The organism is Hominiventricola aquisgranensis (assembly GCF_040096225.1).
Classification (GTDB): Bacteria; Bacillota; Clostridia; order Lachnospirales; family Lachnospiraceae; genus Hominiventricola; species Hominiventricola aquisgranensis.
On sequence record NZ_JBBMFC010000027.1, the window covers coordinates 1 to 15,267 of the forward strand.

Here is a 15,267-nt window from a genome sequence, read left to right on the forward strand (position 1 = left end):
TTACTGAATAAAATAAACGCAAGAGAAAAGTGGTGCCTGGCCTAACGGTCAAACACCACTTTGTCTACAGTCTGAGAGGCACTCTATAAAAGAATGCCTCTTTTTATCATATCATCTTAAAATACTTAAGTGCTTCTGTGATAGCTTTCTCCTTTTCCGGAGTTGTACCCGGTCGTCTACTATTCTCTGATTTTGGCCTATTGTAATTCTCTCTTTCTATAATTCCATACTTCTGTTTCACCTGTGCAATGTTCAGGTTTGTTACATGGAATCCGTAGTGCTCCTGCACCCATTCCTCGATTTCTTTGTATGTAGCCTTCGTCTCAGCACTTGTCGCATCAATCTCATCCAGATTAATCTCAATCTCGATATGATCATCCGGTTTTTGTTGGGACAGAAGAACTACCGTCTCCACATTGGCTGACCATGGAAACATGTCAACGCAACAAGCCCTTTCAACCCGGTATCCATATCCCTGCAGCATCTCCAGATCTCTCGCCAGACTGGTAGGTTTACAGGAGATATAGATCATGCGGTCTACACCGTAATCAATGATCTTCTTCAGTGCTTTTGGATGGATGCCATCCCGCGGAGGGTCAAGCACAATGAAATCCGGCCGGTCACTGATGGTGTCCAACATTTTCAATACATCTCCGGCAATGAATTCACAGTTGGTCAGTCCGTTGAGCTTTGCATTTTCTCCTGCCGCCTTTACAGCCTCCTCCACGATCTCCACACCGATCACTTTCTTTGCCACTGGTGCCAGCATCTGAGCAATGGTTCCAGTTCCGCTGTACAGGTCGAAGATCACCTGGTCCTTCGTGTCTCCTACATAGGATCTGGCTGTATCATAGAGTACCTCTGCTCCCAGAGAGTTGGTCTGGAAAAAAGAGAAGGTAGAGATGCGGAAGCGTAATCCCAGAAGTTCCTCATAAAAATATTCCTCTCCGTACAACACTTCTGTCCGGTCACTCTGCACCACATCTGCCAGACTGTCATTCGTCGTATGAAGGATTCCTGCAAAGCTGCCCTCCAGCGGAAGTTTCAGCAATGTCTCCTTCCAGCCTTCCAGATCTACATCCATCTGACTGGTGGTTACCAGTGACACCAGGATCTGACCGGTACGGGCTGCTTTTCTGACTAACAGATGACGGAGATATCCCGTATGCTGCAATTTTCTGTAAAACGGGGTTCCCAGCTCTGTAAAATAATCAAGCGTTGCCCGCAGGATCTTGCGGAAATCGCCGTCTGTCAGCCGGCAGCCATCCACAGTCACGATATCATAGAAGCTGCCCCGCTTATGCATGCCAAGTGCCAGAGGACCGTCTTTTACTTCATCTCCAAAGGAGAACTCCATCTTATTACGGTAGTCATAATGATTGGGACTTTCCTTAATTCCTTCAAATACATATTCATAACCAAAATCCCGGATTGCGCCATCCAACAGCTCTTTTACCTGTGTTTCTTTCAGGTGAAGCTGCTCCTCATAAGAGAGATTCTGATAGGTACATCCACCGCAGTCGGCAAAATGCGGACATACCGGCTCGCACTCCAACGGAGATTTTTCCAGGACTTCCAGGATCCGTCCCTCTGCTCGGCCACTGCGAACCTTATTCACAGAAAACCGTACCTTCTGTCCTGGCACACCATTTTTCACGATCACCGTCTTGCCATCCACGGTGATATGTCCTTTATTAGGGAATGCGACTTTCTCGATCACTCCCTCAAATACCTGTCCTTTTTTCATGTATGTTCCTTTCTGTCTAAAACCAGCAAAAGCTCCTCCCGTGGGAAAACATTGTCCCTGCAGGAGGAGCTTTTGTCACTGTGTCAGAAGCTTTTACTCTTCTGTATCATCCTCGTCTTCGTCCTCATCATCAAAGAAATCATCGTCGTAATCATCATCGAAGTCTTCATCAAAATCTTCCAGATAATCCGGCGTAAAGAAACGATATACTGCATATGCGATTCCCGCTACTGCTGCTACTGCAGCCACGACGATCAGCACCCACATCAGCACGTTCTGTTTTTTCTCTTCTTCCTTCTTGATATGAAGCAGTTCACTCAGCATTTCATTGGTCTTTGCTGCATTGATGATGTCTTCAACACGGCCCATGGCAGATACCTCTTTTCTGTTTTAATTATGGTTAAGTATATCATACTCTGATAGGATTTGCAATCACCGCACCATTCATACCTTCTTCAATTTTGCAAAGGATGCGAACATCTTTTTCACACCGAACCGTTCAAAATCCACTTTGACTTCATAGTCTCTTCCGCCCTCAGTGATCTCCAGCACAGTTCCTTTTCCGAATTTTACATGAGACACCTGATCGCCCACAGTATAGTCCAGCTTATCCGCTTTCACCACTTTGAACTGCTGCGGATCAAACGTCTTTGTCCGGAACGCTTCCTTTGCTTTCTGATAAGATGTATTCTGCGGCACTTCCGGCTTCTTTGGTTCTCTTGGTATCACACTCTTACGCGCCAGCAGCTCTGAGGGGATCTCACGCACAAATCGGGACACATTATTATACTGGGTCTCTCCGCGTACCATCCGGCAGCGGGCACAGGTGATGGTCAGTTCCTTCATGGCACGGGTGATCCCCACATAACACAGACGCCGCTCCTCTTCGATCTCCTCGGTGGGATCATCTGCCGCAATGGACATATAGCTTGGGAACAATCCATCCTCCAGACCAGCCAGATATACATATGGAAACTCCAGACCCTTAGCACTATGAAGCGTCATAAGCAGCACACGGTTGTCTCCATCTTCCACACTGTCAATATCTGCCACAAGAGCTACTTCTTCCAGGAATCCACTTAGATTCGGTTCTTCAGCTCCTTCTTCGTAGGTAACTGCTTTATTGATGAACTCGTCAATATTTTCCAGTCTCGCCTCAGATTCGTCGGTATCTTCATTTTTCAGGTCTTCTGCATATCCGGTCTTATCAAGGATTGCCTGGATCAGATCCTGCATACTCATATCTGCCAGTGACAGACGCATCTCATGGATCAGATGCACAAAGGGCTGGATCTTCAATGCCGCTTTCCCAAGTCCCGGAATCTCACCTGCCTCTTCCAGTGCTTCAAAGAAGCTGATATCTCTGGAATCAGCATAGGCCTGTACTTTTGCAAGTGTTACATTTCCAATCCCCCGCTTGGGAACATTGATAATTCTGCGGACTGCCAGACCATCCTTTCCATTATCGATGGTCTTCAGATATGCCAGAATATCCTTGATCTCTTTTCTGGAATAAAAATTCACACCTCCAACGATCTTGTATGGAATGTTGGCATACAGGAACTTCTCCTCAAAGAGGCGGGACTGGGCATTAATCCGGTAAAGAACTGCAAAATCCTGATATTCTGCTTCCCCTTTCCGCACCTTTTTACTGATCTCCCCGGACACATATTCCGCTTCCTCATAGCCATTCTGAAACTGCTGGAACAGGATTGGCTCACCCTGTTCGTTCTCCGTCCAGAGTGCCTTCTCCTTACGCCCTCTGTTATTGGCGATCACGCCATTGGCTGCATTCAGGATATTCTGTGTGGAACGATAATTCTGCTCCAGTTTTACCACCTTTGCATCTGGAAATACTTTCTCAAAATCCAGGATATTGCGGATATTGGCGCCACGAAACTTGTAAATAGACTGATCATCATCACCGACTACACACAGATTACGGTACTGACGGGCCAGCGTACTGATAAATTTGAACTGCACGGTATTGGTGTCCTGATACTCGTCCACCATGATGTAACGAAAACGGTTCTGATAGTATTCCAGCACATCCGGGCAGCTCTGGAACAGCTCCACCGTCTTCACCAGCAAGTCATCAAAATCCAACGCATTATTTTTCTTCAATTCCTTCTGATACTCCACATAAGCCTGCGCAATCTTCTCCTGGCGGAAATCGCCTTTCGCCTCCAGCAAAAACTCATTGGGTGAAATATATTCGTCTTTGGCATGAGAGATCACATTCAGAAGCATGCGTTCCTTATAGAGTTTCGAATCCAGCTGTAACTTCTGACAGACGTTTTTCATCACCGTCTTCTGATCTTCCGTATCATAAATAGTAAAATTCGTATCATACCCCAGCCGGTCAATATACCGGCGCAGGATCCGCACACAGGTAGAATGGAATGTGCTGACCCAGATACTCTCCGAACCATATCCCACGATCTTATCCACACGTTCCCGCATCTCTCCGGCCGCCTTATTAGTAAATGTGATAGCCAGAATATTCCACGGATTCACTCCGCATTCATCGATCAGATGAGCGATCCGATAGGTGAGTACTCTCGTCTTGCCAGATCCGGCTCCCGCCAGGATCAGAAGCGGTCCATCCACATGCAGCACCGCTTCCTGCTGCTCTCGATTCAATAATTCCAGATCACTCATACTTCTCTCCTCATTTATGTGTCATTTTATGCCTATCTTACCACAAGAACAAGTGTTTGACAATTGATTTCCGGAAGACAGGGATTTATAATGTGAACATTGATTCAGAACCATGCACTTATTTTGCGAATGTGGCTCTGAATCAATATTCGCACCCCCAAGAAAGGATTTTGCATATGCTGAAAAAAATGAAACGCGCGCTTGCACTTGGTGCTGTTGCGGCTATCGCCTTATTATTCATGGTAACTTTAATCCTGGCTTTTATTGACACAGAGAAAGCCCGGGAACTTCTGATGGCTTCTATTGTAGCAACCATCGTGATCCCCACACTGATCTATGTTTACCTCTGGCTCTTCCAGCTATTTACCAAAAAGAAGGATGACGAAAAATAGCTTCTTCACATTCTGCTGACTTTTGCATACATTACATTATAATTTTCTGTGCAAAGGGAATGAGTTCATGAAAAAAATTATCTGTATTCTGCTTGCCGCCTCCCTTCTGGTTCTTCCAGGATGCGGCAGCAGCAATTCCGGTACTTCTGATGGAGATGGCACTCTTACGCCTGTCACTTTAAATGAAGTGGCACATTCCATCTTCTACGCCCCACAGTATGTAGCAATTGAAAATGGATATTTTGAAGAGGAAGGGATTGATCTGACTCTGGTGACCGGCTTTGGTGCCGACAAAGTGGCAACTGCCGTAGTCTCCGGTGATGCTGATATCGGTTTCATGGGAAGCGAATCCTCCATCTACATTTATCATCAGAATCCAGATGATTATCTGATAAATTTCGCGCAGCTTACCCAACGTGCCGGCAACTTTCTTGTCTCCCGTAAACCTGTGGAGAATTTCCAGTGGGATGACCTGAAAGGATCTTATGTCCTTGGTGGCCGGGCTGGTGGCATGCCAGAAATGGTCTTTGAGTTTATCCTGAAAAAACATAATATTGATCCAACAACAGATCTGACCATCGATCAAAGTATTGATTTTGGTTCTACAGCTGCTGCTTTCACCGGAAGCAGTTCCCCGGCAGATTTCACCGTGGAGTTTGAACCAGCTGCCACCACGCTGGAACAGGAAGGTGCCGGATACGTAATCGCTTCTCTCGGTGAGGCTTCCGGTTATGTGCCTTACACTGCTTACAGTGTAAAACAAAGCTATCTGACCGAGCACCCGGATATCCTGCAGGCATTTACCAATGCCCTTCAGAAAGGCATGGATTATGTACAGACTCACACACCGGAAGAGATTGCCAAAGTGATCCAGCCACAGTTCAAAGAGACAGATCTTGATACCATCACAGCCATTGTAACCCGTTATTACGAGCAGGACACCTGGAAAGAAGATCTGATCTTTGAGCAGGACAGTTTTGATCTGCTTCAGAATATTCTGGAAGAAGCCGGAGAACTGCCCGCATGGACGCCCTACGAGGATCTGGTAAATACTGAGTTTGCAGTGCAGGCAGTTCGGTAACATCCATTTCTCCGGAATCTTTTGGTCATCATTTCTACTTTATGTAGTTTTTAATACTATTTCTATTGACAAATACCCTGTGCCGCTCTATAATTAGTTTGATAATCAAAATATTACAGAGGAGAATAACATGAAACCTTTACAAATTGGAGATAAACTGGCAAAACTGCCGCTGATCCAGGGAGGCATGGGTGTGGGAGTCAGTCTCTCACGTCTGGCCGGAGCCGTGGCTCGCACTGGCGGCATCGGCATCATATCCACTGCCCAGATTGGATTTCGGGAAGCAGATTTCCAGAAAGATACAAAAGCTGCCAATCTGCGTGCTATGGTGGCAGAACTAAAAAAAGCCCGCGACATTGCTGCAGATGCAGACGGCAAATGCCAGGGACTTATCGGATATAATATCATGGTTGCCACGAAGGACTATGCGGATTACGTAAAAACGGCTGCCCACGCCGGCGCCGATGTGATCATCTCCGGGGCCGGTCTGCCGGTAGATCTGCCGGAATATGTGACAGGTACTGACACCAAGATCGCACCTATCGTCTCTTCGGAAAAAGCAGCACGTATCATCCTGAAAATGTGGGATCGTCGATATAAGCGCACTGCAGACTTTGTAGTCATTGAAGGAGCTCACGCAGGCGGACATCTGGGATTTTCCAGAGAAGAGCTGACTCATCTGTACGAACCAGATTACGAGGCTAACTATGATGATGAGATTCGCCGGATCATCGCCTGCGTCCATGAGTATGGTGAGAAATATGGTGTCCATATTCCGGTTATCACTGCCGGAGGCATCATGAATGTCAGACAGGTACAGCATGCTTTTGCGCTTGGTGCTGAAGGTGTTCAGGTGGCTACTCCTTTTGTCACAACAGAAGAATGTGATGCTGCTCCTGCCTACAAACAGGCTTATGTAAATGCAAAAAAAGAAGACATTGAGATCGTTACAAGTCCGGTAGGTATGCCGGGCCGGGCGATTCACAATGCCTTTCTTGAAAAAGTTGCACAGCAGAAGGAGCACATCACCCACTGTTTCCGTTGTCTGGAAAAATGTAATCCCACCCAGGCTCCTTACTGCATCACCCAGGCTCTGATCCGTGCCGTAGAAGGTGACGTAGAAAATGGTCTGATCTTCTGCGGGGACAATGTGCAGTATCTTGATCATATCGGAACGGTGGAGGAAGTGGTGCATGCTCTTTTTCCGGAGCGTTAAATAAAATGAGAGACTGTGCCAAGTTGTTGCAGTCTCTCAAAAAAACGTGACGTTTTTTATTTTACATTCTTCTGTGCCTCGATCTGCTCTGCCAGATCTGTCAGATACAGATACCGTTCCATCTTCTCATCCAGGAGAGCTTCCTGTTCTTCCTTCTCCTGGGTGAGTTTACCAAGCTTCACAAAATCTGTAGCGGAAAGATTGATCTGTCGATCCAGCTCTGCAATATGATCTTCAATTCCCGCGATCACAGCCTCAATGGTCTCATAATCTTTCTGCTCCTGCCAGGTAAATTTAAGCTTTTTCTGTCTGACCTTCTCCGTCTTCTCTGAAGCATCCTTTTTCGTTTTCACGGTGATCTCTGGCTCTTCCCACTGCTTCTTTGCCTCCAGATAATCAGAATAACCGCCCTCATACTGTCGCAGAAATCCACCTGTCTCAAAAGCAAAGATCCGGTCTACCACTTTGTCCAGAAAATACCGGTCATGAGATACCGTGATCAGAATACCCGGAAATTTCTCCAGATAATCTTCCAGGATCGCCAATGTCTGAATATCCAGATCATTGGTCGGCTCGTCCAGGATCAAAATATTCGGTGCCTCCATCAGCACCTTCAGAAGATAAAGTCTTCTCTTTTCCCCACCAGACAACTTACCGATCAGAGAATACTGAAGTGTTGCGTCAAACAAAAATCGCTCCAGCATCACAGAGGCCGACACCATGCCATCCTCTGTCTTCACATATTCCGCCGTATCACGGATATAATCAATAACCCTCTGGGACGGGTCCAGGGATTCATTTTCCTGTGAAAAATAACCCAGTTTTACAGTAGGGCCAAGGATTACCTGACCTTCGTCCGGCTCTTCGATCCCCATGATCATCTTCATCATGGTTGTCTTTCCACATCCATTGGCTCCCACAAAGCCGATTCTGTCCTGCCTGCGGAACGCATAGCTGAAATCATGGATCAGTTCACGTCCTCCAAATCCCTTGGAAATATGTTCTAATTCCAACGTCTTTTTTCCAAGCCTTGATGAGACCGTATTCACTTCTACCTTCCCATTCTGCACCGGCGCCTTTGTTGTATTTTTCAGTTCCTCATATCTCTGAATATGAGCTTTCTGCTTGGTGGATCTGGCTCTGGCTCCCCGCTTCATCCACTCCAGCTCAATACGCAGGATATTCTTATTTTTCTGATAGGTTGCCAGTTCCATATCTTCCCTGGCAGCCTTTGCCTCCAAAAATCCTTCAAAATTCGTCTGATAGTTATAAAGTTTACCTTTGTCAATCTCCACGATCCGGTTGCAGACCCGATCCAGAAAATATCGGTCGTGGGTCACCATCACCAATGCTCCTTTACGCCGGATCAGCGTCTGTTCCAGCCACAGGATCATATCGCTGTTCAGATGGTTGGTAGGCTCATCCAGCAGCAAAATATCGCAGGGTGCCATCAATGCTGCAGCCAGTGCCACTTTCTTTTTCTGTCCGCCGGACAGATGGTCGATCACTTCATTTTCATCCAGAAATCCCATCTGATTCAGCATGGCCTTGCTGTCACCTGCGATACTCCATTCATTATCCTCTGTCTTATTGGCAGTCACTACATAATCATAGATGGTCATGCCCTTTGGAAATTCAGGATTCTGTGGCAGATAACGCACATACACCTTGTTGCCGCGCACCACTTCTCCCTCATCTGGCTCCTCCACTCCTGCAAGAATCCGTAAGAGCGTGGATTTTCCGGTTCCATTGATACCAACGATTCCTACTTTATCTTTCTCTTCAATGCTGAAATCCGCCCCGGTAAACAGTTCTTTATCCGTATAATGTTTGGTCAGCTCCTTCGCTGTTAATAAATTCATGTTTGCTCCTTCTATCTTGTTCCATGTATAAAAAGAGCCGCCGCTTCTGGCGGCAGCTCCTGCTTATGCTTCAAAATCCTGCTCATGCAGCAGACGATAGCCTTCTTCGTCCACGCTCTTTCCGGTGATCTTTGCAAACAGCTTGCGGACACCACCTTTTTCCGAATGTTCGATGGCTGCGTCTACCATGTCTTTCACCTCTGCCACTGATACCCGGTGATCGTTCGTCTGACCATTTCCAATCCGGTCATAAAGTGCCAGCACGGCAAATTCATCATAAGAGAATCCCAGCTCTCTTGCATAAGATCTTGCAAATGCAATCAATTCATCATTCGTAAATACCGGAATATCTACCTTGTACTCAAACTTGGATGCCAGATTGGAATTCTTGTGAAACAGCCTCTGGATCTCTGTCTTCTGGTCTTCCAGTATGATCAGAAGACCTCCTGTATCACCCTCCATTGCCAGACTCAGTGCCATCATAGATGCATCAGACAAGCCTCCTGCTTTCTCAATGATCAGCGCTCCGCCTTTCAGTTTTCCAAGTGTCTCATAGATATCTCTGGTGTTCAACTTCTTTCCGCTGATCTTGGCAAGTCTGCTGCTTTCTACACGCTGCAGCTTCTGTAATGCTTTTACAATATCAATGGCAAGCGTTGTCTTTCCATTGCCGCTTTCTCCGGTAACGACCACATTTCCGCAGGCAGAGTTTACTTTGGAAGCCCCAGCCTGTCCCTTAAACAAAGAGGCCAGCTGCTCACCAACTCCACGAACTGCCGTAAAATAAGCAAAGATCTTTGCCTGTTCTCTGGTCAGATGACCTTCCTTGATGGTCATATCAGCAACTTCTCTCGCTAATGACTTTTCAAGCTCCTGAATCATATTCATGGAACCAGTCTCAGAAGTAATCTTTTCTTTGTTGCTATTCGCCGGCTTTGTCTTCGGTTCACTTTCTACCATCTCATGATCCGGCTTGGCTGCATAGACAATGTCTTCCGGCACTGACAGTTCCTGGATTGTCAGATCCTCTGCTTCATCCAGATCATCCAGCGCATCAATATCTTTTGGAAGATCGTCCTCAGTCACCACCGCATTGACCTGCTTCTGCTCTTCATCAAGATCTTTCAGAATCTGCTGTACATCCTCTGGAATATCATCAGATGTACCAGAGATCAGTTTTACAAGCTCTGCAGTTTCCTGACGGACTTTTTCCTTCCGCGCTTCCTCTTCCGGCTCCTTTGCTTTCAGAGCAGCCGCTGTCTCGCTCTTCTTATTGTCCCACTCCTGAAGGATCTTGTCGATCTCGATTCTTCCAGTGATCTGCTTGATGAGCTGCGGCTCTTCCGGTTCCAGTTCGATGGCCTCGACAACTGGTTCTGGCGCAAGCTCCTCAATAACTGGTTCTGGCTCCTGTTCTGGCTCAATTTCCTCGACAACCGGTTCTGGCTCAAGTTCCTCGACAACTGGTTCTGGTTCCGGTTCTGGCTCAAGCTCCTCGACAACTGGTTCTGGCTCCGGTTCCTCGATAACCGGTTCCGGTTCGATCTCCTCCGGCATCAATTCTTCCATCTTTAATTCTTCTGGTTCCAGCTCTTCCATCATCAATTCTTCCGGCTCCATGGATTCCTCCACCGGTTCCGGCTCAATAATCTCTTCTATAGCTGGAATATCCGGCACCGTCAGTTCTTCCGGCTCAAGGGACTTCTCCACTGGTTCCGACTCAAGGGACTCCTCCACCGGTTCCGGCCCAATCTCTTCTACTTCAGGAATCGTCAGCTCTTCTGTGGCTCCCAGCCCCAGATCTGGAACATCAATATCTCCCTCATCCTTCTGAAGCATCTCATCCAGGTTTGCTGCCAGTTCCGCCTGAAGATTGATAGTGCTGAATTTATCTGTATTTACACTTACTTCTCTCTCTTCGTAGTCATCTTCTCCCACGTTTACAGATGCGCCTGTCTGATAACGATGATCATATTTATCCTGCTGAACAGGAGTCAGCGGCTCATATTTCATCTTCAGCTCCATGGCCTTTGTCACATACTCGCCTTCGCTAAACCAGAGAATCAGCTCATCGCACTCACGGACACAGTCTTCCTGCATCCCGGCCTGGTCATAGAGAGATGCCAGCTCATAGGCCCATTTCTCCTGATATTCATGGGTCTTATATTCCTTCAGGGTCTTGATCTGATCGTCCAGACTGGATCCACGCTCCCGATAGATCTGATACTTCAAGATATATCGGCTCTGATCATGAGGTGCAGCCTTTACAAATTCCCGATAAAGTTTGATTGCTTCCTCAAAATTATGAGTTCTGGTAGCAATCTCCGTCATCTTATAAAGAAGCATTCTTCCCACCGGTGCGCGGTCATAAGCAATATTAAGAATCTCCATACAGTCCTCATACCGTTCAACGGCCTCGTAAAGATCCGCTACAATATAAAGCATATTCAGATTCTTGACCCGGCGCCAGTCAATGGTATCCGAAATCTTGACTGCTGTCTGATAATCTTTCTTTTTTACGAGTTTTTCTATTTGCTCCGCTTTCAGGCGATATTCATACTTATCCAATAAATTTCCCTCGTTTCCTTATACTTCCGGGATTCTGGAACATGCAACTGCCAGTGCTCCGTCTCCAATATGGCACGCAACACTTAAAGACAGCTCATTAACAATAATTTCCGGGTATCCTGGGAATTCTTTTTCCAGTTCCGCCTTGAATTCCAGTGCCATCGCTTCATTATTTGTGTGAGCAATGGCCAGCTTCATGGACGAACCTGCAAACCGGTTCTCCAGATCATTTCTTATGGCATCGATCATGGTTTTCTTTGCAGCACTCATGGTACGCACTTTAGAAAATGCATCCAGCTTCTCACCATGGATCTGCAGTACCGGTTTCAGACGCAGCATGGTTCCAAGAGCCGCTGCTGCCGGTGTGATACGTCCACCTTTTTTCAGATATTTCAGCGTCGTTACCGTAACATAGATGCTGGACTCCAATGCTTCTTCTTCCAGTTTCTTGCAGATCTGCTCTGCATTCATGCCAGCTTCCGCAAATGCTTTTGCATCTTCTACAGAATAAAGCTGTGTCACAGAGATTCTCTGATTGTTGACAACCTGTACTTTTCCATCGTAATCATCCGCCAGCATCTTAGCAGTCTGGCAGCTTCCGCTCAAACCGCTGGACATAGGGATGTGTACAATCTCATCATATTCTTTCAAAAGTTCATCCCACAATTTCATCACCGAATCCGGGGATGGCTGAGAAGTAGATACATCTGCATCTTCCTCAAGAAATTTATAAAACTCATCCGGAAACAGATCGATTCCATCCAGATATTCTTTTCCATTGATCAGAAATGGCATAGGAACTACATAAATTCCCATTTCTTTTGCCTTCGCCTGACTGATTCCACTATTACTGTCTGTCACTATCGCAATCTTACTCATACATGAACCTCTTTTATAATTTTTCCCAACAAAAATAGCAATGATAATGATTCCGGCTTCCCACGGGTACAAAATTCTGTGCTCCGCAATAACCACAGCGGATCCGTTCCATACCATTCGGAGTAACTGTCTCATAATCGCCACGGCCACCGACTCGATCCGGCTTTCCTTTGGAATATGCCGCCTCATAAGTACATGCCTGACTGGATGCCCTTGACCGGGTCTTCAAGGCTTCCTCTTCCCTCGTCAGCTTCTGTCTGCGGGGCTTATTCGGAACTGCAGTTGCCTTTCTTGGCTTGCTCATCGTCCTTGCCTGTCTTACTTCTCTTTGTACTTCTTCTCTCACCGCAGCAGCTGAAGGTGTTCTCTGGATCGGTCGTTCGGATGTTCTGTCTTCTTTTATCTTTCTGACATTCTTTTTGCTCCAGACAGACAGTCCCCAGATCAGGATCATCGCTAAAAATATTTCCATCTTGTTTTCCTCCTGCGGTTCTATTTGTGCAAAACACACACTCTTCCTTATTATAGCAAAATCAAGCACAGAAAACAAGAATGGCAGAAACCTTTTTACAGGTTTCTGCCATTCAATTAAGCGCAGTAGATAGGGGAATCGAACCCCTGTTTCCGCCGTGAGAGGGCGGCGTCTTAACCCCTTGACCAATCTACCATATTTTCTTATCGAAAGCATCTTTCGCTTGCCGACTTGGATACTATAACACAACATCTGACACTTTGCAAGCATTAATTTTTATTTTTTTATAATTTTTTGTATAGTTCTTTTTTCAATGCGCATACTGGTGAAAAAGGAGTGGTTCTTTATGGATTATATCAACGCATTCTGGGTCGGTGGTCTGATCTGTGCCCTGACTCAGATCCTGATGGAAAAGACCAAGCTGATGCCCGGCCGGATCATGGTCCTTCTAGTGTGCAGCGGGGCTGTTCTGGGTGCAACCGGGCTCTATGAACCTCTGCTTGATTACGCAAAAGCCGGAGCAAGCGTCCCTCTTCTTGGATTTGGAAATGTACTCTGGGAAGGCGTCCACGATGCTGTACAGGAAGAAGGTCTCTTAGGCATCTTCAAAGGTGGTCTCACTGCCGGTTCTGCAGGAACCTGTGCCGCTCTGGTCTTCGGTTATCTCGCCAGTCTGGTCTTTGATTCCAAGATGAAAAAATGACAGAACTATGAGAAACACGCTTCGCGAGTTTCTCAAGTTATCGCGGCAGTCGCCAAGGTCTCGTGCAAGCACGGACTTTGGCTCGTTGCTCGCGTAAATAAAATCCCGGAAGATTTCCTACTAATAGAAATTTCTTCCGGGATCTTTTTTATCCATTCAGGCTGTCTGCTATGCGGTATAGCTACCCTGACGGAAAATTACATTTTTATAACGATCAAGTACACACAGAAGCACGGTTCCCATGATGCTTGCAGTCAGAATCTCGCCTATTCCAACTGTTCCCATCAGAAATGGAATCGGAAGCGGCTCACCGTATCCATATTTCAGCACCCACGGAATCACCAGAGCATTCAATACTACCGGCGGAACAGATGCCAGATATTTACTCTTACTCCGAAGTATCCATGTCAGATATGCAGCCACCAGAGTGGTCAGACTTCCGGCAATCACATCCAGCATAATACCGCCACCCAGCATGTTGGCGATCAGACAGCCAATAAACAGCCCAGGAATCGCAGCAGGTGTAAAGAGCGGCAGTACTGTCAGTGCCTCAGCCACACGAGTCTGGATCGCACCATAACTGATCGGCTCAAATACCAGACATAATACCACATAGATCGCAGCGATCATCGCCGCCTGTGTCATAAAAAGTACCTTGTTTGTTTTCATATTCAGTTCTCCTTTAGTTTTGTTTTACGAGTGGAAGGTCACGAACACTCGATTCATTTTCGCGCAGCAATGAGTCAGGCAGCCATGCTTTCATAGATATCTGACGAATGCCGCGGAGGCATATACCACAGGTATATGACCTACGCCGGAAATCGGCGAAAGCCCTGTAAGACCTTGTTTTTATGGGCTTTTAACGGACGCAAGTATAGCATACTCAAAATGAAAATGCAAGTGCTTCTGCTACAAAGCGCACACAAAAAAACTCAGGAACAATCTGTTCCTGAGTTTTTAGCAGTAGATAGGGGAATCGAACCCCTGTTTCCGCCGTGAGAGGGCGGCGTCTTAACCCCTTGACCAATCTACCATATCCATCAGCTCTCACGCGCTGACTTGCATACTATAACATAGCTTTCGACAGATTGCAAGCACTTTTTTGTGTTTTATTGTATTTTTTTTGTAAATTGATAATTCAAAATTAACATGTTATATTAAGTACATATGGAAAATAACTGCACCGCAGTCTTCAGAAAGGAGAATTTCCATGAATATGATAGAGACAGCCAAAGAACTTGGATTTTCAGGTGCTGCTGTCATTGATACAGCACAGCTTGTATTTATACCGGAGTACCGGGTCTTCTGTGAAGAAAATCTCTGTGGAAACTACGACCTGAACCCGGCTTGTCCGCCGGAGAGCGGCACCGTGGAAGAAATGAAAGCCCATGCCCTGACTTACGAAAAAACGCTGGTCCTTCAGACTACTCAGGGCGGACAGATGGATTACAAAAAGGCAAAGCTTGCCCACAATCATCTGACAGAAGAACTTGCGGATAAAATAAAGGCCGCCGGATACGACGACCTTCTGCTTATGACTGCCGGACCTTACAAGGGTAATTCCTGCCTGTCTGCTTACTGCGTCAACGCCCAGATGATGGCAGACGCCGCAGGAATGATCTGCTGGAATGACGATGATAAAGTCCGTTATTTCTCACTTATTTTGTTCAATCCATCGTAAGACAT

Annotated in this window: 13 protein-coding genes and 2 tRNA genes; 5 read left to right on the forward strand and 10 right to left on the reverse strand. The window is 46.4% G+C overall.

Translation table 11 applies throughout. The features are described 5' to 3' along the window. Positions 1-106: 106 nt before the first annotated feature. The 3 genes from rlmD to pcrA form a co-directional block, all read right to left on the reverse strand. On the reverse strand, positions 107-1,747 hold the full coding sequence (gene rlmD, locus WMO62_RS13095) for a 23S rRNA (uracil(1939)-C(5))-methyltransferase RlmD (RefSeq protein ID WP_349144917.1): 1,641 nt from the start codon (positions 1,745-1,747) through the stop codon (positions 107-109). A 93-nt stretch (positions 1,748-1,840) separates the two neighbouring features. Beyond that, on the reverse strand, positions 1,841-2,116 hold the full coding sequence (locus WMO62_RS13100) for a DUF4366 domain-containing protein (RefSeq protein WP_117499969.1): 276 nt from the start codon (positions 2,114-2,116) through the stop codon (positions 1,841-1,843). Between the two features lie 75 nt (positions 2,117-2,191). Next, entirely contained in the window at positions 2,192-4,408 is a 2,217-nt protein-coding gene (gene pcrA, locus WMO62_RS13105) for a DNA helicase PcrA (protein WP_349144918.1), read from the reverse strand. A 176-nt stretch (positions 4,409-4,584) separates the two neighbouring features. Between pcrA and WMO62_RS13110 the strand changes: the two genes are divergently transcribed. From WMO62_RS13110 to WMO62_RS13120, 3 genes are all read left to right on the forward strand, one after another. Continuing rightward, positions 4,585-4,800 carry a hypothetical protein gene (locus WMO62_RS13110; protein WP_349144919.1) on the forward strand — a complete coding sequence of 72 codons (216 nt, stop codon included), beginning with the start codon at positions 4,585-4,587 and terminating at the stop codon, positions 4,798-4,800. A 67-nt stretch (positions 4,801-4,867) separates the two neighbouring features. Continuing rightward, positions 4,868-5,881: an ABC transporter substrate-binding protein gene (locus WMO62_RS13115; protein WP_349144920.1), complete on the forward strand. Its 1,014-nt coding sequence runs from the start codon at positions 4,868-4,870 to the stop codon at positions 5,879-5,881. 130 nt (positions 5,882-6,011) lie between these two features. Continuing rightward, a complete protein-coding gene (locus WMO62_RS13120; RefSeq protein ID WP_349144921.1) occupies positions 6,012-7,097 on the forward strand; it encodes an NAD(P)H-dependent flavin oxidoreductase in 1,086 nt (361 codons plus the stop codon). 56 nt (positions 7,098-7,153) lie between these two features. Here the strand turns inward: WMO62_RS13120 and WMO62_RS13125 are convergent, their stop codons facing one another. The 5 genes from WMO62_RS13125 to WMO62_RS13145 form a co-directional block, all read right to left on the reverse strand. Beyond that, entirely contained in the window at positions 7,154-8,959 is a 1,806-nt protein-coding gene (locus WMO62_RS13125) for an ABC-F family ATP-binding cassette domain-containing protein (RefSeq protein ID WP_349144922.1), read from the reverse strand. 63 nt (positions 8,960-9,022) lie between these two features. Continuing rightward, positions 9,023-11,527 (reverse strand): hypothetical protein, encoded by a 2,505-nt coding sequence (locus tag WMO62_RS13130; protein ID WP_349144923.1) that lies wholly within the window; start codon positions 11,525-11,527, stop codon positions 9,023-9,025. Positions 11,528-11,545: 18 nt separating this feature from the next. Then, positions 11,546-12,406: a DegV family protein gene (locus WMO62_RS13135; protein ID WP_349144924.1), complete on the reverse strand. Its 861-nt coding sequence runs from the start codon at positions 12,404-12,406 to the stop codon at positions 11,546-11,548. Positions 12,407-12,419: 13 nt separating this feature from the next. Then, positions 12,420-12,878 (reverse strand): hypothetical protein, encoded by a 459-nt coding sequence (locus WMO62_RS13140; protein ID WP_349144925.1) that lies wholly within the window; start codon positions 12,876-12,878, stop codon positions 12,420-12,422. Positions 12,879-13,001: 123 nt separating this feature from the next. Continuing rightward, a tRNA-Glu gene (locus WMO62_RS13145) sits at positions 13,002-13,073 on the reverse strand. Between the two features lie 151 nt (positions 13,074-13,224). Between WMO62_RS13145 and WMO62_RS13150 the strand changes: the two genes are divergently transcribed. Then, positions 13,225-13,581: a SpoVA/SpoVAEb family sporulation membrane protein gene (locus WMO62_RS13150; RefSeq protein WP_147601565.1), complete on the forward strand. Its 357-nt coding sequence runs from the start codon at positions 13,225-13,227 to the stop codon at positions 13,579-13,581. 168 nt (positions 13,582-13,749) lie between these two features. On the opposite strand, the gene WMO62_RS13155 is transcribed toward WMO62_RS13150, so the two are convergent. Continuing rightward, positions 13,750-14,250 (reverse strand): QueT transporter family protein, encoded by a 501-nt coding sequence (locus WMO62_RS13155; protein WP_349144926.1) that lies wholly within the window; start codon positions 14,248-14,250, stop codon positions 13,750-13,752. A 292-nt stretch (positions 14,251-14,542) separates the two neighbouring features. Beyond that, positions 14,543-14,614: transfer RNA gene (locus tag WMO62_RS13160), tRNA-Glu, on the reverse strand. 177 nt (positions 14,615-14,791) lie between these two features. Between WMO62_RS13160 and WMO62_RS13165 the strand changes: the two genes are divergently transcribed. Further along, positions 14,792-15,262 carry a DUF2284 domain-containing protein gene (locus WMO62_RS13165; RefSeq protein WP_349144927.1) on the forward strand — a complete coding sequence of 157 codons (471 nt, stop codon included), beginning with the start codon at positions 14,792-14,794 and terminating at the stop codon, positions 15,260-15,262. The last annotated feature ends 5 nt before the right edge of the window (positions 15,263-15,267 follow it).